The organism is Neobacillus sp. FSL H8-0543 (genome assembly GCF_038592905.1).
Classification (GTDB): domain Bacteria; phylum Bacillota; class Bacilli; order Bacillales; family Cytobacillaceae; genus Neobacillus.
The window spans coordinates 3,624,511-3,646,973 of record NZ_CP151943.1; the positions used below are offsets into that span (position 1 = coordinate 3,624,511).

General features: G+C 37.1%; 23 protein-coding genes and 1 pseudogene. 16 read left to right on the forward strand and 8 right to left on the reverse strand.

Translation table 11 applies throughout. The features are described 5' to 3' along the window. The first annotated feature begins 76 nt into the window (after positions 1–76). Both NSS81_RS18085 and yhbH read left to right on the forward strand, forming a co-directional pair. The gene (locus NSS81_RS18085) at positions 77–1,972 is read left to right on the forward strand and encodes a PrkA family serine protein kinase (RefSeq protein WP_342430037.1); all 1,896 of its coding nucleotides are present in this window, start codon (positions 77–79) and stop codon (positions 1,970–1,972) included. A gap of 511 nt (positions 1,973–2,483) precedes the next feature. Then, complete coding sequence (yhbH, locus tag NSS81_RS18090; protein ID WP_342434067.1) at positions 2,484–3,626, forward strand: sporulation protein YhbH; 1,143 nt, start codon at positions 2,484–2,486, stop codon at positions 3,624–3,626. 34 nt (positions 3,627–3,660) lie between these two features. Here yhbH and NSS81_RS18095 read toward each other — a convergent pair whose 3' ends face one another. Together NSS81_RS18095 and NSS81_RS18100 are read right to left on the reverse strand one after the other, a co-directional pair. Further along, positions 3,661–4,920, reverse strand: a complete 1,260-nt coding sequence (locus NSS81_RS18095) for a HAMP domain-containing sensor histidine kinase (protein WP_342430038.1) — start codon at positions 4,918–4,920, stop codon at positions 3,661–3,663. Positions 4,921–5,021: 101 nt separating this feature from the next. Beyond that, a complete protein-coding gene (locus NSS81_RS18100) occupies positions 5,022–6,530 on the reverse strand; it encodes a diguanylate cyclase (RefSeq protein ID WP_342430039.1) in 1,509 nt (502 codons plus the stop codon). 185 nt (positions 6,531–6,715) lie between these two features. Between NSS81_RS18100 and NSS81_RS18105 the strand changes: the two genes are divergently transcribed. Continuing rightward, positions 6,716–7,717 (forward strand): DoxX family membrane protein, encoded by a 1,002-nt coding sequence (locus NSS81_RS18105; protein WP_342430040.1) that lies wholly within the window; start codon positions 6,716–6,718, stop codon positions 7,715–7,717. A gap of 55 nt (positions 7,718–7,772) precedes the next feature. Here NSS81_RS18105 and NSS81_RS18110 read toward each other — a convergent pair whose 3' ends face one another. Further along, the gene (locus NSS81_RS18110) at positions 7,773–8,435 is read right to left on the reverse strand and encodes an NAD(P)H-dependent oxidoreductase (RefSeq protein WP_342430041.1); all 663 of its coding nucleotides are present in this window, start codon (positions 8,433–8,435) and stop codon (positions 7,773–7,775) included. Between the two features lie 225 nt (positions 8,436–8,660). Between NSS81_RS18110 and NSS81_RS18115 the strand changes: the two genes are divergently transcribed. Further along, entirely contained in the window at positions 8,661–9,659 is a 999-nt protein-coding gene (locus NSS81_RS18115) for a diguanylate cyclase (RefSeq protein WP_342430042.1), read from the forward strand. Between the two features lie 54 nt (positions 9,660–9,713). Here the strand turns inward: NSS81_RS18115 and NSS81_RS18120 are convergent, their stop codons facing one another. Beyond that, complete coding sequence (locus NSS81_RS18120) at positions 9,714–10,724, reverse strand: DUF1646 family protein (protein WP_342430043.1); 1,011 nt, start codon at positions 10,722–10,724, stop codon at positions 9,714–9,716. A 279-nt stretch (positions 10,725–11,003) separates the two neighbouring features. On the opposite strand from NSS81_RS18120, the gene NSS81_RS18125 reads away from it, so the two are divergent. The 6 genes from NSS81_RS18125 (at position 11,004) to NSS81_RS18150 (ending at position 14,816) form a co-directional block, all read left to right on the forward strand. Next, on the forward strand, positions 11,004–11,678 hold the full coding sequence (locus NSS81_RS18125) for a hypothetical protein (RefSeq protein ID WP_342430044.1): 675 nt from the start codon (positions 11,004–11,006) through the stop codon (positions 11,676–11,678). Between the two features lie 16 nt (positions 11,679–11,694). Next, entirely contained in the window at positions 11,695–11,925 is a 231-nt protein-coding gene (locus NSS81_RS18130; RefSeq protein WP_342430045.1) for a 4Fe-4S binding protein, read from the forward strand. A 19-nt stretch (positions 11,926–11,944) separates the two neighbouring features. After that, positions 11,945–13,009 (forward strand): 3-methyl-2-oxobutanoate dehydrogenase subunit VorB, encoded by a 1,065-nt coding sequence (locus NSS81_RS18135; RefSeq protein ID WP_342430046.1) that lies wholly within the window; start codon positions 11,945–11,947, stop codon positions 13,007–13,009. After that, positions 13,006–13,761 carry a thiamine pyrophosphate-dependent enzyme gene (locus NSS81_RS18140; RefSeq protein ID WP_342430047.1) on the forward strand — a complete coding sequence of 252 codons (756 nt, stop codon included), beginning with the start codon at positions 13,006–13,008 and terminating at the stop codon, positions 13,759–13,761. The genes NSS81_RS18135 and NSS81_RS18140 overlap by 4 nt, the downstream gene beginning before the upstream one ends. A 3-nt stretch (positions 13,762–13,764) precedes the next feature. Beyond that, entirely contained in the window at positions 13,765–14,310 is a 546-nt protein-coding gene (locus tag NSS81_RS18145) for a 2-oxoacid:acceptor oxidoreductase family protein (protein WP_342430048.1), read from the forward strand. A 164-nt stretch (positions 14,311–14,474) separates the two neighbouring features. Beyond that, on the forward strand, positions 14,475–14,816 hold the full coding sequence (locus NSS81_RS18150) for a cupin domain-containing protein (protein WP_342430049.1): 342 nt from the start codon (positions 14,475–14,477) through the stop codon (positions 14,814–14,816). Between the two features lie 810 nt (positions 14,817–15,626). On the opposite strand, the gene NSS81_RS18155 is transcribed toward NSS81_RS18150, so the two are convergent. After that, positions 15,627–15,854, reverse strand: a complete 228-nt coding sequence (locus tag NSS81_RS18155; RefSeq protein ID WP_342430050.1) for a hypothetical protein — start codon at positions 15,852–15,854, stop codon at positions 15,627–15,629. A 4-nt stretch (positions 15,855–15,858) separates the two neighbouring features. Next, the gene (locus NSS81_RS18160) at positions 15,859–16,059 is read right to left on the reverse strand and encodes a hypothetical protein (RefSeq protein WP_342430051.1); all 201 of its coding nucleotides are present in this window, start codon (positions 16,057–16,059) and stop codon (positions 15,859–15,861) included. 384 nt (positions 16,060–16,443) lie between these two features. Between NSS81_RS18160 and NSS81_RS18165 the strand changes: the two genes are divergently transcribed. Continuing rightward, positions 16,444–16,554, forward strand: a complete 111-nt coding sequence (locus NSS81_RS18165; RefSeq protein ID WP_342430052.1) for a YjcZ family sporulation protein — start codon at positions 16,444–16,446, stop codon at positions 16,552–16,554. Between the two features lie 84 nt (positions 16,555–16,638). On the opposite strand, the pseudogene NSS81_RS18170 reads toward NSS81_RS18165, so the two are convergent. After that, positions 16,639–16,788: pseudogene (locus NSS81_RS18170) on the reverse strand (IS1595 family transposase); the annotation flags it as partial. 357 nt (positions 16,789–17,145) lie between these two features. Here NSS81_RS18170 and NSS81_RS18175 point away from each other — a divergent pair. The 3 genes from NSS81_RS18175 (at position 17,146) to NSS81_RS18185 (ending at position 17,736) form a co-directional block, all read left to right on the forward strand. Beyond that, positions 17,146–17,274: a YjcZ family sporulation protein gene (locus NSS81_RS18175; protein ID WP_342430053.1), complete on the forward strand. Its 129-nt coding sequence runs from the start codon at positions 17,146–17,148 to the stop codon at positions 17,272–17,274. A 113-nt stretch (positions 17,275–17,387) separates the two neighbouring features. Beyond that, on the forward strand, positions 17,388–17,456 hold the full coding sequence (locus tag NSS81_RS18180) for a YjcZ family sporulation protein (protein WP_342434068.1): 69 nt from the start codon (positions 17,388–17,390) through the stop codon (positions 17,454–17,456). Between the two features lie 79 nt (positions 17,457–17,535). Further along, positions 17,536–17,736 carry a hypothetical protein gene (locus NSS81_RS18185; RefSeq protein WP_342430054.1) on the forward strand — a complete coding sequence of 67 codons (201 nt, stop codon included), beginning with the start codon at positions 17,536–17,538 and terminating at the stop codon, positions 17,734–17,736. 529 nt (positions 17,737–18,265) lie between these two features. Here the strand turns inward: NSS81_RS18185 and NSS81_RS18190 are convergent. Then, positions 18,266–20,443 (reverse strand): MMPL family transporter, encoded by a 2,178-nt coding sequence (locus NSS81_RS18190; RefSeq protein ID WP_342430055.1) that lies wholly within the window; start codon positions 20,441–20,443, stop codon positions 18,266–18,268. Between the two features lie 265 nt (positions 20,444–20,708). Between NSS81_RS18190 and NSS81_RS18195 the strand changes: the two genes are divergently transcribed. Beyond that, a complete protein-coding gene (locus NSS81_RS18195; protein ID WP_342430056.1) occupies positions 20,709–21,653 on the forward strand; it encodes a sugar-binding transcriptional regulator in 945 nt (314 codons plus the stop codon). A 133-nt stretch (positions 21,654–21,786) separates the two neighbouring features. Next, on the forward strand, positions 21,787–22,461 hold the full coding sequence (gene deoC / locus NSS81_RS18200) for a deoxyribose-phosphate aldolase (protein ID WP_342430057.1): 675 nt from the start codon (positions 21,787–21,789) through the stop codon (positions 22,459–22,461). The last annotated feature ends 2 nt before the right edge of the window (positions 22,462–22,463 follow it).

Here is a 22,463-nt window from a genome sequence, read left to right on the forward strand (position 1 = left end):
TTGTTACGCATGTTCAATAGGTCAGGTGCATAGATTATATTAATCGTCTCTGACAACGCTACAGGGGGAGGGCCTTATGGATATTCTAAAAAAAATTGAGATGTTTCGAGAAGAAGAAGAAAAGCTACGCTGGGAAGGGTCATTTGGAGATTATTTACGGTTGTTGAAGGAAAAGCCATGGGTAGCTCAATCAGCACATTCACGGGTTTATAATATGATCAAAGATGCAGGTATTGAAGAGGTAAAAGGGGCTAAAAGTTACAATTTCTTTAGCAATCAATTATATGGGTTAGAGGAATCACTCGAAAGACTAGTGGAAGAGTATTTTCATCCTGCTGCCAAAAGGCTCGATGTAAGAAAGAGAATCCTGCTGTTAATGGGTCCAGTAAGTGGCGGTAAGTCTACACTTGTTACCATGCTAAAAAGAGGGCTTGAGCAATATTCTCATACTGAGAGAGGTTCCGTATTTGCGATAAAAGGCTGCCCCATGCATGAAGATCCGCTGCACTTAATCCCTCATCATTTACGACCTGATTTTCAGGCAGAGTATGGAATTCGGATTGAAGGAAATCTGTCACCGCTAAATATGATGCGTCTTGAAGAAGAATATGGCGGTAGGATTGAAGATGTACTCGTTGAAAGAATCTTTTTCTCCGAAGATAAACGAACAGGAATTGGAACCTTCAGCCCATCGGATCCGAAATCACAGGATATTGCCGATTTAACAGGAAGTATTGATTTTTCAACAATAGCTGAGTTTGGTTCAGAATCAGATCCCAGGGCATACCGTTTTGACGGGGAACTGAATAAAGCAAACCGCGGAATGATGGAGTTTCAAGAGATGTTGAAATGCGATGAGAAATTTTTATGGCATTTGCTCTCATTAACTCAAGAAGGAAATTTTAAGGCAGGACGATTTGCGTTAATAAGTGCGGATGAACTCATTGTAGCTCACACGAACGAAACAGAATACCGTTCCTTTATTTCCAATAAAAAGAATGAAGCACTCCATTCGCGGATTATTGTCATGCCGATTCCATATAATTTACAAGTGTCTCAAGAAGAAAAAATTTACGAAAAAATGATTAATGAAAGTGATGTATCCGATGTTCACATTGCACCGCATACATTGAAAGTAGCAGCAATGTTTACCATTCTAACCCGCTTAAAGGAGCCGAAAAAGGGTGATATTGATCTACTGAAGAAGATGCGACTTTATGATGGGGAAAACGTTGAGGGCTATAATACTGCGGATGTGAATGAAATGAAAAAGGAATACCAGGATGAAGGAATGAGCGGGATTGATCCGCGTTATGTCATTAACCGAATCTCTTCGACAATCATCCGTAAAGAAATACCAGCGATTAATGCTCTAGATGTACTAAGGTCCTTAAAAGACGGTCTTGATCAGCATCCGTCCATTACTGCGGAACTCCGCGACCGTTATATGAATTATATTTCTTTAGCACGCAAGGAATACGATAATATCGCGAAAAAGGAAGTACAAAAAGCATTTGTCTATTCCTATGAGGAGTCAGCAAAAACGTTAATGGATAATTATTTGGATAATGTAGAAGCTTATTGCAACAAATCAAAGCTCCGTGATCCATTGACTGGTGAGGAAATAAACCCGGATGAAAAGCTAATGCGTTCTATAGAGGAACAGATTGGTATCTCAGAAAATGCGAAAAAGGCATTTAGGGAAGAAGTATTAATTAGAATCTCTGCTTTTGCGAGAAAAGGCAAGCGTTTTGATTATAACTCTCATGACCGTCTTCGTGAAGCAATCCAAAAGAAGTTATTTGCCGATCTTAAGGATGTTGTTAAAATTACTACTTCTTCGAAAACACCAGATGAGCAGCAGTTAAAGAAAATTAATAATGTTGTCGCTCGATTAGTTGATGAACATGGGTATAATTCAACATCTGCAAATGATTTGTTACGTTATGTTGGTAGTTTATTAAACAGATAGTTATTGGGACTGGCGGAAGGAATCTGCCAGTCTATTTTTTTCACTTATATGTTGATGGGAGCTCCAGGCACTTCGCTTTCCGCGGGCAGTCCGGGAGCCTCCTCGTCGCTTCGCTCCTGCGGGGTCTCCCGTGACTTGCTTTTCCCGCAGGACATTGAATAAGCTTCCTAGAATTTACACCGCACGAAGGAAATGCGATAGCATTTTCGAGGAGTCCTTCGTGCCTTCCGCTCCCATCAACAGGGTTAGAAAAATCAACAATTATGTTTAACAAAGCCTTCACTTAAGTAATTTATAAATGAGTAATACTCGTCCATTTTTAATGACAAAAGCATAATTGACGAAATTTTTTGTAAATTATTTGCGGCTTCTGCATAGGATAAAGTAATCAACAATTATAATGAAATTTTAATGTTTCCGGTTATTGTATGTTGTAAGAAATAAAATGTGCATCAAAAATCAAAAATTGAATAAGGAGGGGTTTACATTGACTGCCAATAAACATCAATATATGATTTCAAAAGAAGATTGGTCCCTCCACCGTAAAGGCCACGATGACCAGCAACGCCATCAGGAAAAAGTCCAGGAGGCGATTCGCAACAATCTTCCAGACTTAATTACAGAAGAAAGTATTATTATGTCTAATGGTCGAGATGTGGTAAAAATACCAATTCGTTCATTGGACGAATATAAAATTCGTTATAATTATGACAAAAACAAACACGTGGGCCAAGGTGACGGTGAGAGCCAAGTAGGTGACGTAGTGGCACGTGACGGATCAAATGGACAAAAAGGGCCTGGAAAAGGGCAGGGTGCAGGAGATCAGGCTGGTGAAGATTACTTTGAGGCTGAAGTGTCCATGATGGAACTCGAAGAAGCATTATTTAAACAATTAGAACTTCCAAATTTAAAAAGAAAAGAGCAAGAAGAACATCTAGTTGAAAATATTGAATTCAATGATATTCGCAAGACGGGATTAATGGGGAATATTGATAAAAAACGAACGATGATGGCGGCCTTCAAAAGAAATGCCATGCACGGGAAACCTTCCTTCCACCCTATTTATAAGGAAGATTGGAAGTTTAAGACATGGAATGAAATCGTTAAACCAGATTCAAAGGCAGTTGTTATTGCAATGATGGATACAAGCGGAAGTATGGGGATTTGGGAAAAATATATGGCCCGCAGCTTTTTCTTCTGGATGACACGATTCCTACGAACAAAGTATGAAACAGTTGAAATTGAGTTTATAGCCCACCATACAGAAGCTAAGGTAGTCACTGAGGAGGATTTCTTTTCGAAAGGAGAAAGTGGCGGAACGATTTGTTCATCTGCCTACCGTAAAGCATTGGAGATTATCGACGATAAATATAGTCCGCGAAAGTTCAACATCTATCCATTCCACTTTTCTGATGGTGATAATCTTACATCTGACAATGCCCGCTGTGTCAAGCTTGTTGAGGAGTTAATGAAAATATCAAGCATGTTCGGATATGGTGAGGTCAATCAGTATAACCGTCATTCCACGTTAATGTCAGCCTATAAAAATATTAAAGATGAGCGTTTTCGCTATTATATCCTCAAGCAAAAAGCGGATGTATTCCATGCAATGAAGGGATTCTTCCAAGAACAAGAAAATCAGATGTATGCATAAAACAATCCGACAGGACCAATCTCCTGTCGGATTATTATTGATTCTTTACAGTCGTAATTGTAGGAAACTTAAGATAAAAGGTTGTTCCAGAATCTTTGTTGCTCTGCACCTTAATGGTCCCTTCCATTGCTTTGACGATACTATAAACCACCATCATCCCAAGACCAGTTCCCTTTGAACCCTTTGTTGAATAATAGGGTTCTCCGAGTCTGCTAATCTGTTCTTGAGTCATTCCCACTCCTGTGTCTTTAACTAGTATGGTTACGTATTCCTTACTAAATTGTGTTTCTATATATAGATGTCCTCCATTGGGCATTGATTCAACAGCATTTTTGAGAATATTAATAAAACATTGACGGAATCTTTGTTTGTCGCCCTTAATAAAACCGATAACGGAAAAGTCCGTGATGATTTGCACGGAATTCTGATTGGACATTGGCTGGAGGATCTTAAGGATTTGCTTTAGTTCGTTCTTCACATTGAGTTCTTCAATCTTCTCTAAGGACGGCTTTGCAAAAGTCAAATAATCTTGGATGACCCGTTCTGCGGAATGGAGCTCCTCCTTAACGATGGAAAGATATTCTCTTCGTTTATGTCTGGGGAGGTAATCATCATCAAGTAATTGGACAAACCCGCTTGCCGCTGTAAGCGGGTTTCGTATCTCATGGGAAATAGCCGCACCCATTTGTTCCACCGCTTTTAATTTTTCCACTTTGATTAATTGAAGACGCATTTTAACATTTCTTTTAATAAATTCAATCGAGTAAGCAATAATCCCAATCCCAAGTGGCGGAAGGACTAGGAAGGCAAACCAAGCATCCACCCAATGGGTGCGAGTATAGCTAATAACCTCCATTCCTCCAACTGTCAGTATCCCTAATATCATTCCAAAACAAGTGGAAATGGGGATTCTGCGGGGCGGGCTTTGCTTCCAAAACCAGGGATGAAACTGGAAAAATATAAGGGCTAACGGCGCATAAATGACTAGGGAAACAATAAAACCACTGTCAAACCCATAAAAACTCCTAATACCAATCAGTGCTAATACAAGAATCGGACCGATACCAAAATATAGTCCGCCGATTACTAAAGGAATAATCCGCAAATCATAACGAGCAAAGGAGACTGGAATGTAAGCAAAGTGAATACTTGTCCATAATAAAAGGATAAAAAATATAATTATACTTGATTTGGATATGGAAAATTTTCTGCTTTGGTCTATCCAAATTAAACAAAAAAGAAGCAATATGATTAAAATGGAAAGATTTAGAAAAAGGTGTTTCGTTATTTCCATTAATTTCACCGTCCAATAAAGGCTCATAGGAAAATTTTACAGTTAATTTAAGCTAGATACAACCGAATTTACTGATTTTTCGGAAATAAGACGTAATTTTGTCAGGTAGAAATGGATATTCTATTTCTACCATTTTTTTTAGAGGCATATAGCGCCATATCTGCGAGTTGAATTAACTTTTTGGAATTTATTTCTGTGTTGGGAACGATAGTCGCTATTCCAATACTGATGGTAACAGTATTGGATATTTCTGACCCAATATGCGGAATTTCCAGCGAGTGAATTGTTTCCTGAATCCTTCCTGCAAAATTCTTTCCTTCATTAATGTCAGTGGAAGGTAAAATAATTGCAAATTCCTCACCGCCATAACGACAGAATTTAAAATTTGTGCCAGTTGACTTAAGATTTTTGATAGCATCTGCAATCGCTTTTAAACAATGGTCGCCTGCAAGATGCCCATATGTATCATTGAACTTTTTAAAATAATCAATATCAAACATTAGTAATGTTAAGGGTGATTTTGCAGAAGATAGTTTTTCCCATTCCTTATTAAGTGTCACGTCAAAATACCTTCTATTTCCTGCCCCAGTTAGTCCGTCCATATAGGAAAGACGATTAAGAAGTTCATTCGCCTTTTGTAATTTCTCCTCTGTCATTTTTCGCTCGGTAATGTTTCTTGATACGTTAATAATCCTCTTACTATTTTCTCCCTGATAAGGCACACTTTTAAAGGTAGATTCCATCCAAACGTATGCGCCATGCTTCGCACGATATCGGTATGTATAATCAGCGAACCCCTCACTAAGAGCGACATCGAACATTTCCTCTGTCCCTTTTAGGTCATCTGGATGAATGAAATCTGCGATCCGTTTTCCTAATAAGTCTTGGTATTCAAATTGTAATATTTCTTTAACAGCAGGAGAAATATATTTATATTCACCCATTTCACCATGCATTGTAATCATGTCACTTGAGTATTCTGCAAGTAAGCGAAACCGTTCTTCCGTTTCCTTTAATTTGATAAGACTTAATTGTAATTGTCTTTGGGATTCATTTGAATTAGCGATAAATACAGAAAAGTGATAGGCTAAAAGGCCGCCAATCAAAGATATTGGGTATTGAATGATTAATATATCGTTAAGGACGACAGGATCATTAATGATGATGAATAATATAATGGAAGTAATAATTAACCCAATGACGTTCATGAAAAACGCCTTCAAGGTGGTGTTAAACGGAAACTTTGAAAAGTGTCCACAAGCGATAGCGATAAGTAGTGCACCGCTAGCTGCTATTAATGATGTCTCACTAATACCGAGCAATAATAGTCGTCCTACTGCAATGATGAGACCTGTAATAAAAGCAGGGAGAAACCCGCCAAAAGCGGCAGGAATAATAATGGCCAAATGACGTAAATCGGCGATGACGGTAGCGTTAATTTTGATACTAAAAATCATTAAAACGATACCAAGTGCACCATAACAAAGTCCCCAGTATAGTTTTGTTGAAATGGATGAGGAATGCTCTAATGGTCTATCTTTAAATATCTGTCCCATTATATAAATGGAAGCAATTAATAGTGAAGCATTGAAAATAAAATCTTCAAACATATAAGTTCTCCTAGCATACAATTGTTCTTTTCTTCTCAGTTTATTCCTTTTTTGAACCCTAACAATTAATTATAAAAGTAAAAACAATCTTTTGGAATAGGCAATTACAGGTTTAGATACTAAGATTGAATAATTCGTTGCTTTACCGATAAGCATATAAAGAAATATGTTAGCGGGAGGAACCAATGAAAAAACCATTAGCCTTTTACATTTTCCTTATTATTGTCATACTCTGTACACCAATTATTGCAACTGCCCATGTAAAATGGTTTACCGAGGTTACTCCTGAAAAGGAAACAATTGAACAAATTTTGTCCCCAATGTTTATGACGTTAACCGTGTTTATTGCGTTACTATTGGCCGTCTTAACACAGTTGTTGCCTTTAATAGATAAGTGGAATGTTTCCAAAAAAGTTGATGGCTTTCTAGATCGATACCGAACATTTTCAAGGTATATATTAAAATATGGAACAGCAATTGCATTAATTATTCAGGTTTGGTCAGGTACCATTTTTGCACCAGAATTTGCAATTACTAATTCACTTGTTCAAATCGCACTGTGGGTATCAATTATCTTACTATTAATCCCTGTTCATTATGCAACAAAGGCTGGGGCATTAGTTTTATTGTTTTTGTTTATCTATCAGCTTGTTCATTCAGGATTGTTTCATATGCTGGACTATGGATTTTATTTAGCGATAATAGGCGTATTATTAATCGGAAAGACGAGGCTAGAGAATTGGGGGTTCCCATTTTTATATTTAGGAACAGGGTTATCGCTTTGTTGGGTTGCAGTAGAAAAATGGGTATATCCTGCAATGAGCATAGATATTCTTCAACAACATGGAGTTCCTACCTTTGGGTTTGCACAGGGAACATTTGTGGTTCTAGCGGCATTTATTGAATTTGTCGTTGGGTATTTATTGATAGTAGGGATATTAAATCGCTTATTGGCATTTGTATTAACATTAATTTTTATTTCTACTACGATGTTATTTGGTTCAACAGAAATTATCGGACACTTTATGATCCATGTTGTATTAATCATTTTTATCATCGAAGGGGTTTCCTTTTACGATCCTCCGATTAGGATGCATCGTTTAAAAGTATCACAAATGGTTTTTGTATTTTTAAATTTTGTCTTTACAATGGCGACCTTCCTTTTGCTCTACTATCGCTTTGCATAAAAGATCATAAAACAAAGCCTCTCTAGAGTGGGAGGCTTTATTTTATAGAATACATTTATACATTAAGTGCCACTTTGGTTGCCAGTTCCTTTGCAGCCATTCTTGCATTTTCTTTAGCCTGGGCAACGATTTCAGGAACTTTTTGTGGGTATAAATCAAGTCCCTCAGCAACAACTGTTTCCATCATGTCTATTCCTAAGAAGCGAAGGGCAATTTTTAAATAACGATCTCCTGATTCCATTTCTTCCATCGGAGTTCCAGTGTATTGTCCGCCGCGTGTTTGAATGTGCAGGGCTGTTTTCCCTGTCAAAAGACCCTTAGGACCGGTAGGTGTATGGGCAAATGTTTTACCTGAAATAAATAAATTATCTAAAAAAGCTTTTAAAATAGCGGGCGAGTTTAAGTTCCACATTGGTGAGACAAATACATAGTTGTCATATTGAACAAATTCATCAGCAAGAGCATGCATTTTGACTATTTTTTCCCTTTCGCTGTCTGAAAGCTGTTCTAAGGTATAACCGTAACCTGCTAATTTTCCTCGAGCAGAAACTAAATCACGGTCCATATGGGCCATATCTATTGAAAATAAATCCATTTTCTTAATCTCTATGTCTGGACATTCCTCTAATAAGCTTTCTAGGAATGCTTCACCAATTTGAAGACCCTTGGATTTTTCGAGCCCTTTAGGATTGGCTGTTATATAAAGCAATTTTTTCATTTAAAAACACATCCTCCTTTGGTGGTAAAAATGCACTATTACCATTATAAAAAATAAAACAAAGTTAAACATTGATAAATAGGTGAACTTCATGAACATTAAGTGTCCGTTTTAATTGAGTTGATTTTTCATTAAATTGTTGGAAATTTTAATAAACATGTAACAAATCAGGTATAAAATATATTTACGTGGAAAAAGATTGTCATCTTAAAGGCGGAATTTATTATGGATCAACTGCAATCCCCAAATGTTAACGAAATGGAAAAATTACACATAAGAATCCGAGAGCTGGAAAAGAGAGAAATGGAGCTTTTAGAAAGGCTCCGCTTAAATGAATCACTACATTCAAAGGTTCTAGATGCATTGCCAATAAATATTTTCTTAGAAGATCCTGATGGTAGGACAATATTTGTAAATGAACAAGCTTGTAAGGCACACGGGCTGAAATTAGAGGATCTCGTGGGTAAAACAGTATTTGATTTTTTTCCAGAGTATATAGCAGATAAACAGCGGGAAATTGACCTTGAGGTATGGAAGAAGCAAACTCTTCAAACCAATGAAGTTATCACAGAATTTCAAGGGAATGAAGTTTATATGCTTACTGGAAAAACGATTATACAGTTAGACGAGTCAAAAGATTCATTTCTTCTAGGGTTTGGGTTAGATATAACCGAATTAAAAGAAGCAGAGAAGAAAATTACACATATGGCTTATCATGATGCCTTAACGGGATTGCCTAATCGATGGTTTATTAAATCTTATCTTCAAACAAATAAAATAGAATTTCACAAATCAGAAGCAATGTTAGGTGTGCTAATGCTTGATTTAGATCATTTCAAGGTGATTAATGATAGTCTTGGGCATGAAGCGGGAGATAAGCTATTACTTTCTGTAGCAAATAGATTAAGAGGAGTAGCCGGACCAAAAACCATTATTGCAAGATTTGGTGGAGATGAATTTGTGCTATTACTGCCCGAATTGGAATCGCTTGAAGATGCAGTTGTAGTAAGTGAAAAGGTTAAGATGGTGTTTGAAGTTCCCTTTTATATCAACGGACAGAAGTTTACTATCTCCCCTAGCATAGGGATAAGTGTGAGTCCCTTGCACGGTAACGATATGGATAACCTCATCAAATATGCTGACATTGCAATGTATCACTCTAAAGAGAAGGGAAGAAATTGTTGCACGGTATATAATCCTGTTATGAAATATAATATCAATTAAAAAAACGGCTCCACTTTTGTAGTGGTAGCCGTTTTTTATCGAGCATAATCTAAATTAAAAAATAAACAAAACAACAAAATATACTACCATAGTTAGCAATCCGATCGGAACGCCAAAACTAGCCCATTCTTTACTAGTAATGTTTAATTTACCTGCGGCGATGATATTTGGAATATTCCCAGGTATAAGCATTCCGCCGCTAATAATTAGCCCAAGCAGTACGGCACGAATGGTTTCTGAATCCATTGCCGGACTAATTTCTGCGGCAGCAAGGGTAGCATTATCTAAAATAGCTGAAATCATATTGATCCAATACAATAACATTGGATGCAATCCAAGAACATATTCGTTAATTAACGGCTCGAATCCATGGCCTAAGAAAGTTAGCCCCATAACAAACAAGTAAATTTTTAATGATCGAATAAGAATTTCTTTATAACTTTCTGCTTTTTGATTTGACTCTAAACCAGTAGAACTTTCTATCGGTTTAACGAAAAATAACGTTAATAAACCAAAGATAACAACGGCTGGTATAACTTCTGGACCGATTAATTTCAGTAAATAAAAGAAATCCTCATTTAATTTACTAATCGTGATCGTGGACAAGGGCTCACCAATCGGGGTAAGCGCTGCTCCTAGGCCGATAGAGAAACAAGCCAAAACGGTGAAACGAATTTCCGATTTTCGATCGAGAGGGAGTACATTGATGATAATGACTAGCACGATTGCTGCGATGATTGCGGTAATGATGCTTGATGCTAGTCCTAAAAGGATGACTGTTAATGCGAAAAAAATCCTCGGAGTCAATATTCTGCTTAGTGTTAATATCCCTTTTTCAAGCTGAACTTGTCCCCATTTACAAATTAAACCGGCGATTAAGACAGCCAGTGTAATGTTAATTGGATCAACTAATGCCTTTTCGATTAAGTCGAGATTCATCATCCCGCTTATCGTGGCGGCTGCAACCCCCATAATAAATAAGAAAATTTCCAGGTTGTGCTCGACCTTTTTTACTGAAAAGGGTAAAAATAAGACCAAAATTAAAATAACTATTAAACCAATCATTTTCCCAACTCCTACAATTTGCTGATGTATTTAAATGAAAAATTCCTACTATTCTAATTTTACTATATAAAAGATAAAAAATATCATATATTTTACATCTTTTTGAGACATCAATATTTTACGAAGAAGTGGAAAAACGCAACAATTTATACATTGTCATAAACATGTGACATTGATAAAGACAGTAGTTGGGAATTTTACATTATAATTTATTTAAGAGTGTTTTTTTAAAAAAATGAATGCGTTTTCACAGATATAAAAGAGGTGGGAGGTATCTCGTTGAAAATTAATAATAGGATAACGATACTTGCAGGGCATTTTGGAAGCGGGAAAACGGAAATAGCTATTAATCTAGCACTTAATGAAAAGAAAATACACAATCATGTAGCAATTAATGATTTAGATGTAATAAATCCCTACTTTCGCTCTCGTGATGTAGCAAGCTTCTTTCAACAACAAGATATTGAATTAATTTCACCGAACAATCAGCTTGCCACGTCAGACTTACCAATTGTATCGGGTGAAATATATCGTGTATTGCATGACCATCGTTACAAAGTAATTATTGATGCTGGGGGCGACAAGGACGGTGCAACTGCCTTAGGACAATATTATAACGAGTGGAAAGAATATAACCCTCAACTGCTATTTGTCTTAAACGTTAATCGACCATACGTTAGCACCCTTGAGGGGGCACTGTATACTGTTAGGCAGGTGGAAGCGGCGGCGCGTCTTAAAGTTACAGGAATTATTAATAATACCAATATCGGTAGGGAAACAACGATGGAGGATATTCTTAAAGGCTATGAATTAAGTAGCAATTTAGCAGTAGAGCTTAAAATTCCATTGAAATACTCGACAATTTCTAATCATTTAGAAAATGATGCTCAGAATTTTGCAAGGGACCATGAAGTAATGTTTATCAAACGGTACATGAAAGTACCTTGGGAGTGAAAAGGAGATGATTGCTTTGGAAAAGAGAGTTATTTTTAATGAAGAGATATGTAAATCGTGCGGCTTATGTGTTCATGTTTGTCCGACTAATGTTATCTTCCTGGCAGATTATCTAAATGGAAAAGGGTACCGTCCCGCGACAGTAGTTGACCAGGAGAACTGTATCAGCTGTGCAAAATGCGGCCAAATTTGCCCCGATTCGGTGATATCTGTGTATCGTCCGGTTAAGGTCTTACAAACGGTATAACAAGAAGGGAGTCTTAACTATGGGTAAAGTATTGATGAAGGGCAATGAAGTGATAGCGGAAGCCGCCGTACAAGCAGGCTGTAAGTATTTTTTTGGCTATCCGATCACGCCGCAAAGTGAGCTGGTTGCTTATATGGCGAGGAGACTGCCTGAAGTAGGCGGATTATTCCTTCAAGCAGAGAGTGAAATTGCCGCAATTAATATGGTGTATGGTGCTGCTAGTACAGGTGTCAGAGTGATGACCTCTTCTTCAAGCCCAGGATTCAGTTTAAAACAGGAGGGCATCTCCTATTTAGTAGGTTCAGAGCTGCCTGCGGTTATTGTTAATATCGTCCGCGGGGGTCCAGGGTTGGGTAATATCCAGCCGGCACAATCTGATTACTTTCAAGTAACTAAAGGCGGCGGGCATGGTGACTACAACATTCCAGTGTTAGCACCTGCTAGCTTGCAGGAAATAGTAGAACTAACCCAGGATGCCTTTAATATCGCGGATAAATATCGCACACCCGTTATTGTCATGGGAGACGGGATGCTCGGCCAAATGATGGAGCCAGTGGAATTTGGCATTCGAAAAGTACCTGAACTTCCTGAAAAAGGTTGGGCAACAACAGGCACGCGTGGAGACGGTCCACCAAAGACGATAACTTCTTTAGAACTTAATGCAGAGAGTTTAGAACAGCGTAACCATTCCTTACAGAGGAAATTTGCAATAATAAAGGAAAATGAAGTTCGCTATGAAACATATAAAATGGATGATGCGGATTTTATTATGGTTGCATTTGGAACCGTAGCCAGGATTACGATGAATGCAATTAATAAAGCGAGGAAAGATGGTATTAAAGTTGGATTAATTAGACCGATTTCTCTTTGGCCATTTCCTGAAAGACCATTTATTGAGTCTAGAGACAAAGTAAAAGGATATATATCAGTTGAGATGAGCGCAGGGCAAATGGTTGAGGATGTTAAACTGGCTGTCAATGGCCATGCCCCTGTTGACTTTTACGGCAGAACGGGCGGAGTTGTCCCTACCCAGGAGGAGATATACGAAAAGATTATCATGGTTGCCGGGGGGATTTTGATATGACCACGATGAAGACTGTATTTAATAAAACAGGCGGATTAACCGATAAGCCTACTCACTACTGTCCCGGCTGTACACATGGTGTCATCCATCGACTTGTTGGTGAAGTCTTAGAAGAGATGGACATACTGGAAGAAACGATTGGAGTAGCATCTGTCGGCTGTTCTGTTTTATCGTATGAATATTTTAATTGTGACATGACACAGGCTGCTCATGGCCGGGCACCAGCTGTGGCAACAGGAGTGAAACGGGTTCTGCCAGATCGTTTTGTCTTTACGTACCAAGGTGATGGGGATCTTGCCTCAATTGGAATAAGTGAGGTAATTCATGCTGCTGCAAGAGGTGAAAAAATCACAGTCATTTTTGTCAATAACGCCATCTATGGCATGACGGGCGGGCAAATGGCACCGACAACGTTAATTGGTCAAAAAACTGCAACGACCCCTTTTGGCAGGGATGTAAGTATTCAAGGTTCTCCCATGAAGGTATGCGAAATGCTCTCGACACTCGATGGATCGGCATATATTGAAAGGGTTTCAGCCCATGATGTACAGCATATCCAGAAAGCAAAAAAAGCGATTCGAAAGGCGTTTGAAACCCAGAAGAAAGGTCTTGGCTTCTCAATGATTGAGATATTATCAACCTGCCCGACAAACTGGGGACTGGACCCATTTGAATCACTTGAGTGGATAAAGGAAAATATGATTCCTGTTTATCCTCTCGGTGTTTTTAAAAACAAAGAGGGAGTGAATTAACTGATGCTTGAAGAAATATTGATTGCAGGATTTGGCGGCCAGGGTGTCATGTCTTTGGGTCAGTTAATTGCCTATGCAGGTATGCTTGAGGGAAAAGGTGTTTCCTGGCTTCCTTCTTATGGTCCGGAACAAAGGGGAGGTACAGCAAATTGTGCCGTTGTCGTCAGTGATGAGCCAGTGGGTTCACCCCTTGTGACAACACCATCAACCGCTGTTGTACTAAACAATCCTTCGTTTGATAAATTTGAGCCTCGAGTACGGCCAGGGGGACTATTAATTATTAATTCATCATTAGTTACTAGAGTTTCCAATCGGAAGGACATCAAGGTGATTGAAGTGTCTGCAACAGATATGGCGAATGATCTAGGGAATGCACGTGTAGCTAATATGATTTTACTAGGCGCATTTTTAGAAATGACAAAAATTGTTTCAACTGAATCTGTCATTGAGTCATTAAAAAAAGTCCTTTCCGAAGATAAGCATCATTTAATAGAAATTAATAAGCAGGCATTGATGAAGGGAGCTTCGCTTCCAGTGCTAACAATATAATAGATTGGAAAAGCCAGTAGATAATCCTGCTGGCTTTTAATGATTACAAATTTGCATAGGTTACGGCATTTCTTTGACATAATAGCTAAAGTGATCACATTCACTTAATTGGAAATTACTTTCAATTATAATCAGTGTATATATAGTTTTAGGAGGAATGAAGGATGGAAAGAAACTCGGTTAAAGATTATCAAGAATTTAGTGAAGAAAGATTTACAAAGAGAATTATCTTTAAGAAGGGCGAAACAACAGCCTTTGTTTTAAATTTCTTACCTGGACAACAGCTTCCAGTCCATAAACATCCAGGTACAGAGGTTTATCTTTATGTAGTGACAGGCACCGGAACGATCATCATCAATGGTGAGGAGACACAAGTCACTGAAGCAGATTTGATTCATGTTGGAGGAGAGGAAGAAATGGCCTTTAACAATAGCGGAAGTGAACCAGTAAGCTTATATGTAGTTTTAAGTAAAATTCCAAGCGATAAATTCGCTCAAAATATTTAAACAGTAGTGATCACAATCAAAACAAGTCAGCCAACATTTGGCTGGCTTGTTTCTATTTCTTTTCTTAACAACGATAAGAGCTCCAATCAATAAGCTGGTCGATAAAAAGCTACTGATTCCTGCATCCAGAATCAAGATGGTCCTCTCATATCGGTTGTGGGATGAGGTTAAACATCCGATCTGATAAATAGACGGAAAAATTTCGCTTATTTAGTAAATAACTTCGAATTTAGATTAAATAGACGGAGAGATTCCGCCTATTGACTCGAAAAACGTTAAAATGGGGGATATTGCTTTGAATAAGCGGAAAACCTCCCCTTATATACCCCGAAACGAGCTCCATTCTGCATCTAACCGGAAAATTTCCGCTTATTTTACTTTTGCTGGTTCCTGATTAAGGAAAAGACATCTTAAAAGGGAGTGAGTTTTATCTTAAAAATCCAGGAGAACCTCTTTTTTATGTATTACGGTGAACCGTATGTGAGGATATATTTATATAAATAAGGTTTTTATATACCAATAACGATTCTAATACGACTGTCATTTCGGCACGTATTTTAAGAAAAGCACTCAAAACGGAACCCATTATAACCATTAGTAACGGGTTCGGTTGATGGGGAGAAAGATGCTAAAAACAATGTAAATAACAAACTAATTAACATATGTATTAACAGTAAATTAGGAATATGAATGACAAGTAAAAACGCTCAGATTTTTTCTGAGCGTTTTTTGGCGTAATATGTACCAACCTAATTGAACTAAAGACACCCTTTACTTTAAGTATAATTCTTCACAATCTTTTACATTTTGTTACTTAAGATAAGGCAGTATTGTAGCTACAATACTCAAAATTGCTAATAAAATAATCGAAGTAGTCACCCAATATAATCGCTTAATCCACTTTTTCGCTATTTCATCTGTAATAACTTGGTTATCATCTAGTTGTTGAAGTTCTTTTTTAAAACGATAAAACTGTAAAGCCCCTGACAAAAAACAAATAACAGATAGGATTAAACCCAAGATTTTTATCCACTCCATATCTTCACCTACTACCAAGTTGTTTTCGGAAAATAAACATATACACACCAGTTAGAATACTTCCAAGAATGAAAAAAAGCATAAACAATAAAGTTAGTAAGGAAGCACTTTTTGACAATGGGTCAATGTTTGTATGAACTGCGAAATAATTTGCAGCCAACCTGCTACTCACGAGCATTACAACAACACCAACCATAGAAATCATAAAATTAAATACCTTTTTCAAAAATATCGCCTCTTTATTAATTAAATAAAAGTAATTTTAATTTCACTAAATATTAACATATTCACCTTCTTGTCGGTTGAATTTTATTATGAATACTTATTGAAATAAATGGGATCGTTAGTGGAATAAGAAAAAGAGCTGCCGCAGCACCCCTTTGTTTAACTCTCGCTACCAGTTACTTGAATATGCCCCTCGAATTTATTGCACTATTGGTTCGAAAGCTGACGTAATTCCGTAATTGTTATACCAAAATCACAACTAAAAAGTGATTGATCTATATATTCAAAATTCCATGTTTGTCCATTTCAGATCTACCAACATTCCATATATTATATAGATTCTATAAAGAGGTGGTGATACATTATGTCATACGATGGCGGATATGGTGGTGGATCTAGAATGAACTTCGTACTAATCGTGGTTCTATTCATTCTTTTAATTATTGTTGGTGCAAGTTTCATGAGCGGGTACTAACCTTGTAAAAGAATCACAGAACAAAACACACTACTTCTTTAGTGTATAGAAGCGTCAACCGACGCTTCTATTTTCTTTTTAATTTCCATCTTTATTTTTACGCTCATTTATTTCTTGAAAAACTGGCTCGCTCGCTGAAAATGAAGCAAGGGAAGTAATAAAAAATTCTTTTAACCGATGCTGTTCTACGGGTTTTAACTTTTTAATTTCCGCTATTAATTCGCTTAACGTCATTTCGAGCCCTCCAAACGAACATTCATTCGTTTCAATGGCTATGATAAATTTTATTGTTGATTTTCGACAAGTCGTAGTGCCAAAATTCTTAAATTACTTTAATCAGCACTTGTCCCATTCACATTTATTCTGAGTGCATATGTTATTATTAAGCCCGCCAGCTCATAGAAAGACCTCCGAAGAGGCGTTTGCATGTATTGCAGACGCTTTTTTATTTTTAGAAATTGTTTAAGGAAATCGCTGATTTTTTTCAAACAAGAAGATGTTTGTCCAATCAACCATTGTCTTATGAAAATATATATACATAGTAGAAGTATTTTTCCAATGAATATTCCAATAAAAAGGTGGTGAAAGAATATGTGGGGATCATGTGGATACGACGGTGGCTACGAAGGCGGTGACTACGGCGGTGGTTATGGCGGCAGCAGCTTTGTATTAATCGTTGTATTGTTCATTCTATTGATTATCGTTCTTGCCGTGGTTTAATAAACCAAACGGTAGATTTGGGCTAAGTAAAATCCTATTTAAGCAAGGACTGGAGTTGTTTATAAATGAGTGAAGAACATAGACACGAACATAGACACGAACATAGAGACGGTATGACGTTAGTCATTGTATTGTTCATTCTACTGATCATTGTAGGAACTTCTTTTATGAGTGGCTACTAAATTGTACGGAACAAAGGGCAGGTTAAGTTAAACTGCCCTTTGTTATATAGAGAATTCTGAAATGGAAGGAGGGATATAAATGCCATTTTTTGGATTTGGTCGAAGGGATCGGTTTTTTCGTGACGACTTTAGACGAAGACGTTTTTTTCCCATTGAAATTGAAATCGAAATAGAGAGAAGAAGACGGAGACGGAGACGGTTTTTCCCTATCGAAATTGAAATCGAAATCGAGAGAAGAAGACGGTTTGAAATCGAGAGAAGAAGAAGACGCAGATTCTAATTAAGCGAATGATTTAAACAGTGTCTCAAGGAGCCTATGGGCTCTTTTTTTATAATCTGCTGTGAAATAAAAAAATCCACATTTAATTTTTTGCAAATAGTTTATTCACGAAACTCCCGTTTTATCTTGCGGGATTTATAATTAAATATCCTTTGAATGGAATATAAATCTTGATCAACTAAACTGACCGTTTAAGAAAATCATTTCACAATCTATAAATTTATTTTAGCGTAAAACTCCAACTTCCTTCAAAACAAGTTCGCTTCGTATTAAGCTCTATCTCCTATCTAAAATTGGTCATACATTTGGAAATCCAATTCGCAACCGTTTTAGCATAGGTTTTAACAACACCTCATAAATTTATGCGGTGTCTCCAATTTGTAAGGTTATTTATGTGCTAATTAGTGTATTAAATCCATTAAAGTATTGATTTAACAACAAAAAGAGGGACATAATTCATATGTAAATTATGTCCCCAATTAGTCTGTTATTTAATGTTTTCTCCCCGTCAACCGAACCAGTTAGCCCATTAGGCTAGCTTCTTTCTATGCTTTGACTGACCTTTCTTTTTATATCCAAAAAACCACCAGTTCCAGTCGCCTAATAGTTTCATTAGTGATGGAACAAGAATCATTCGAACAATGGTGGCATCAATAAAAATCGCAATTGCTATTCCGACACCCAACTGCTTAATAGGCATGACACCCGTAAAGGCAAATGCTCCAGTCACGACAATCATTATTGCAGCAGCAGAGGTAATGATTTTACTCGTATAGGTTAAGCCTGATATCGTCGCTTCCGTATTATCTCCCGTTTCTAAATAAAACTCCTGAATTCTAGAGATTAAAAAGACCTCATAATCCATGGAAAGGCCAAAAACAAGAGTGAAAACGAATACTGGCAAAATCAATGCAATATCAGCAGGCTGGATGCCCAAGTGCCCTTGCTGGAATATCCAAACGACAATTCCGAAGGTACAGCCAAGGCTTAAAATATTCATTAATATAGCTTTAAGCGGGATAAGAATCGAACGAAAAGCTACCATCAGAATAAAGAAGGTGGAAATGATGATTAATAATAATCCATAGGGTGCCTTGTTATAGATTTCATCAAATATTTCTTGCTCAAATTTTAATGAGCCGCCAAAGTGTGTGGTTAGACCTAAGTCTTGAGTGGACCAATTATTCACCCATTCCCTAGCTTCAGAAGAATGTTCGGCAGTGTTTAAATAAACCTCGATAAGCATTTTATTGTCTCGTATAAAATAATCCAGGATGGGTGCTATTTGTTCTTCCTCGCCGTATGTAAGCAGTTGGGAAAGCAGCTCTTCATTATCGATACCAGTGACTGAAAATGGTGAATGAATGCTCTCAACCAGCTCATCTTTAGTCAGTTTTTGTACTGCCTTGTTTACCGTTTTGAGGTTTTCTTTTTCAAGAATATTTCCGTTAGCTTCTAAGATAATCGTTACCTTCTTTTCATTCCGTTTATCACTAGGAATAAAATTTTCTTCAAATAGTTCAAAAGCCGTTCTAGATGGATACTCAGTTGGCAGTGATTCAGTGCCTGGAATAGTCAGAACCATTTGTCTAACTGGTAAAAGACCAATAAGTAAAATCGACAAAGCAACGACTGTCATAAGTACTGGACGCTTCATGACAAATTTGGCAAAGGCGTGCCAACGATTTGTTGGCTTATTCTTTGCCCGTAAGACACTGAATTTGTTTATTCTATTACCGAGTACTCCAAGCAATGCAGGTAGGAAGGTAAGTGCACATAGTGCAGAAATTAACACTACCACCATTCCCCCGAGGGCCACATTTTGAAAAATATCTATTTTGATAAACCATAAACCCGATAGTCCAATAAAAACGCAAAGCCCTGAGAAAATAATGGATCGACCAGCCGTTGCTGTGCTTATTTCAATTGCTTCCTGAATCGGTTTATTATTATGTAGTTCTTCTTTATAACGGTTTATAAATAATAAAGCAAAATCAATACTTAAAGCAAGTCCAATCATTGGGACAATGTTCAAAATAAAAATAGTTAAGTCGGTACCGTAACTGAAAAAATAAATGGTTCCCATTGTGGTTAAAATGGATACAACTCCAATTATGATTGGTAAGCTTGCAGCAACGAGACCTCCAAAGGCAAGAATGAGCACAAGTAAGGCAATGGGGAGTCCAATCATTTCTGCTTTTGCCAAATCCTTTTGACTTGCAATATCTAAATCTTGAACAATAATGGGCTCGCCTGTCATTGTGACTGTAAGTCCTTGTTTATTTTTCAATAGTTGTTTCAGTTGTTCAATTTCTTTATTAAGACTTTCTGCTCCTTTGTCAAAGGAGAGCAGGCCATAGGCATATTCATCTTTTACCATTCCTTCTCTATCGAAGGGAGAAGTGGTATTTTGGGTAATATTAGACTCATCAAGATTAACGAAGGTATCTTCCATAAATTTATACCAGTCGTTATCACTTACTGTTGCTTCCCTTTGAAACACAAGGATAATTGATGATCTGGGTTGCCCAAAGTCATCTTCAAGTATCGTTCTTGTTTCACTATATTCCCCTTTATATTCAAAACCGTTTCCACTTAAAACAGATGGTAATTTTATAGCGAAAAGGATTGAGAATACGATAACACCTGCCCAAAAAGTTAGTACCCAATTTCGATACCGGTACATGAATCCCCCGAGTTTCTCCATGGTGAAGCCTCCTTATAGCTATTTGTAGCATTCCTACCATATTATAGCATTTGTTATAAAGGGTAATAAACGGTTTCAGATTGCTTTTTCAAGTCTATTGCTTTTTGCAAATAAAAACCTTGATTATTACAAGAATGTTCCCCTTTTTCTTATTATAAATTCCAAACCACAACCACAGGGAGAGAGAATATGTTCAATGCGCATTTTACAAATGTAAAAGAATTTTGCTACAATAGAGAAAATATCTAAGGCTTAGGTGATAAAAGTGGACCAAGAAAAACTAAGTAAGGTGATTGAAGCAGCTAAGTTATATTACTTACTAGATTATAATCAAAACGAGATTGCTAAGATTTTGGGGGTTTCCCGCCCAACCGTTTCTCGCTTGTTACAACAGGCAAAAAATGATGGGATCGTCCAGATTACAATTATGGACCCTATGGAGGATGTTGAAAACCTCGAGGCAAAACTTGAAAAAAAGTTCAACCTAAAAAAGGTATTAGTAGCCTCGATTCCGCAATACGAAGAGCATATTATTAAGAATTACCTCGGTGTAAAGGCCGCCAGATATCTCGATGAAATTGTTAAGGATAATGATATTATTGGAGTGACTTGGGGAACAACACTATACCATATCGCAGTTGAATTAAAACAGAAATTTGTCAGAGACGTACAGGTTGTTCAACTCAAAGGCGGAGTAAGTTATTCAGAAACAAATACTTATTCATCAGAGATCCTATACCTTTTTGGGAAAGCGTATAATACCGCACCCCACAATCTCCCATTACCTGCAATTGTTGATCATGTTGTCGTTAAGCAGGCAATGGAGGCGGACCGTCATATTCGAAAAATTCTCGATCAAGGAAAAAAAGCGAATATCGCATTGTTTACCATGGGGACCGTTAAAACAGATTCATTGTTATTCCAAATGGGATATTTTACAGAGAGTGATAAGGAATCCCTTTATGGGAAAGCAGTTGGTGATATTTGTTCACGTTTCTATGATAAAGAAGGAAATGTGTGTAATGAAAGCTTGAATGATCGAACTCTTGGAATCAATCTAGAAGACCTAAGAGAGAAAGAGCATTCAATCCTTGTAGCAGGCGGCCCCAATAAAATTGATGGAATATACGGAGCAATAAAAGCACATTATGCAAATGTTCTAATTACCGATCAATATACAGCACAATTCCTATTAGATAAAAGAGAATAAACAGAATAAAAATAGTTTTACATTTGTTCATTTAAGTATTTACATTTGTTCATACGCTTGATATAGTTACATTATGATAATAAATAGTGAATCAAAATATCATTTCTTAACTGAAACAGGGAGGATAACAAAAATGACTAAAAGTGTTGTAAATTTAATTGACCATACATTATTAAAAGCGGATGCAAAAAAAGAAGAAATTGTTAAATTAGTAGAAGAAGCGAAAGAATACAAATTTGCTTCTGTCTGTGTTAACCCGACTTGGGTAAAAACAGCTGCAGAAATGCTTGCTAGTACTCCAGAAGTGAAGGTGTGTACGGTTATTGGCTTTCCATTAGGAGCAGCAACACCAGAAACAAAAGCATTTGAAACGAAAAATGCGATTGAAAATGGTGCAAATGAAGTGGATATGGTCATAAACATCGCTGCGCTTAAGGATAAACAGGATGATTTGGTTGAAAGAGATATCCGTGCAGTTGTTGAGGCGGCTAAAGGGAAAGCATTAACTAAGGTTATTATCGAAACCTGCCTTTTAACAAATGAAGAAAAGGTAAGAGCATGTGAGCTTTCAGTTAAAGCTGGAGCAGATTTTGTTAAAACATCAACAGGCTTCTCAACTGGCGGAGCAACTGTTGAAGATATACGTTTAATGCGTGCGACTGTAGGCCCTGAAATTGGTGTAAAAGCTTCTGGTGGTGTTCGTTCCCGTGAAGATGCCTTAGCAATGGTAGAGGCTGGAGCTACTCGGATAGGCGCAAGCTCAGGTGTTTCCATCAGCAAAGGTGAACTTTCTTTAAGTAATTATTAATT

Bases quoted from the DNA above. Each gene is read 5' to 3' on its own strand.
- NSS81_RS18085 (WP_342430037.1), top strand. From the start codon at position 77: ATGGATATTCTAAAAAAAATTGAGATGTTTCGAGAAGAAGAAGAAAAG.
- yhbH (WP_342434067.1), top strand. From the start codon at position 2,484: ATGATTTCAAAAGAAGATTGGTCCCTCCACCGTAAAGGCCACGATGAC.
- NSS81_RS18095 (WP_342430038.1), bottom strand. From the start codon at position 4,920: ATGGAAATAACGAAACACCTTTTTCTAAATCTTTCCATTTTAATCATA.
- NSS81_RS18100 (WP_342430039.1), bottom strand. From the start codon at position 6,530: ATGTTTGAAGATTTTATTTTCAATGCTTCACTATTAATTGCTTCCATT.
- NSS81_RS18105 (WP_342430040.1), top strand. From the start codon at position 6,716: ATGAAAAAACCATTAGCCTTTTACATTTTCCTTATTATTGTCATACTC.
- NSS81_RS18110 (WP_342430041.1), bottom strand. From the start codon at position 8,435: ATGAAAAAATTGCTTTATATAACAGCCAATCCTAAAGGGCTCGAAAAA.
- NSS81_RS18115 (WP_342430042.1), top strand. From the start codon at position 8,661: ATGGATCAACTGCAATCCCCAAATGTTAACGAAATGGAAAAATTACAC.
- NSS81_RS18120 (WP_342430043.1), bottom strand. From the start codon at position 10,724: ATGATTGGTTTAATAGTTATTTTAATTTTGGTCTTATTTTTACCCTTT.
- NSS81_RS18135 (WP_342430046.1), top strand. From the start codon at position 11,945: ATGGGTAAAGTATTGATGAAGGGCAATGAAGTGATAGCGGAAGCCGCC.
- NSS81_RS18140 (WP_342430047.1), top strand. From the start codon at position 13,006: ATGACCACGATGAAGACTGTATTTAATAAAACAGGCGGATTAACCGAT.
- NSS81_RS18145 (WP_342430048.1), top strand. From the start codon at position 13,765: ATGCTTGAAGAAATATTGATTGCAGGATTTGGCGGCCAGGGTGTCATG.
- NSS81_RS18150 (WP_342430049.1), top strand. From the start codon at position 14,475: ATGGAAAGAAACTCGGTTAAAGATTATCAAGAATTTAGTGAAGAAAGA.
- NSS81_RS18155 (WP_342430050.1), bottom strand. From the start codon at position 15,854: ATGGAGTGGATAAAAATCTTGGGTTTAATCCTATCTGTTATTTGTTTT.
- NSS81_RS18160 (WP_342430051.1), bottom strand. From the start codon at position 16,059: ATGATTTCTATGGTTGGTGTTGTTGTAATGCTCGTGAGTAGCAGGTTG.
- NSS81_RS18165 (WP_342430052.1), top strand. From the start codon at position 16,444: ATGTCATACGATGGCGGATATGGTGGTGGATCTAGAATGAACTTCGTA.
- NSS81_RS18175 (WP_342430053.1), top strand. From the start codon at position 17,146: ATGTGGGGATCATGTGGATACGACGGTGGCTACGAAGGCGGTGACTAC.
- NSS81_RS18185 (WP_342430054.1), top strand. From the start codon at position 17,536: ATGCCATTTTTTGGATTTGGTCGAAGGGATCGGTTTTTTCGTGACGAC.
- NSS81_RS18190 (WP_342430055.1), bottom strand. From the start codon at position 20,443: ATGGAGAAACTCGGGGGATTCATGTACCGGTATCGAAATTGGGTACTA.
- deoC (WP_342430057.1), top strand. From the start codon at position 21,787: ATGACTAAAAGTGTTGTAAATTTAATTGACCATACATTATTAAAAGCG.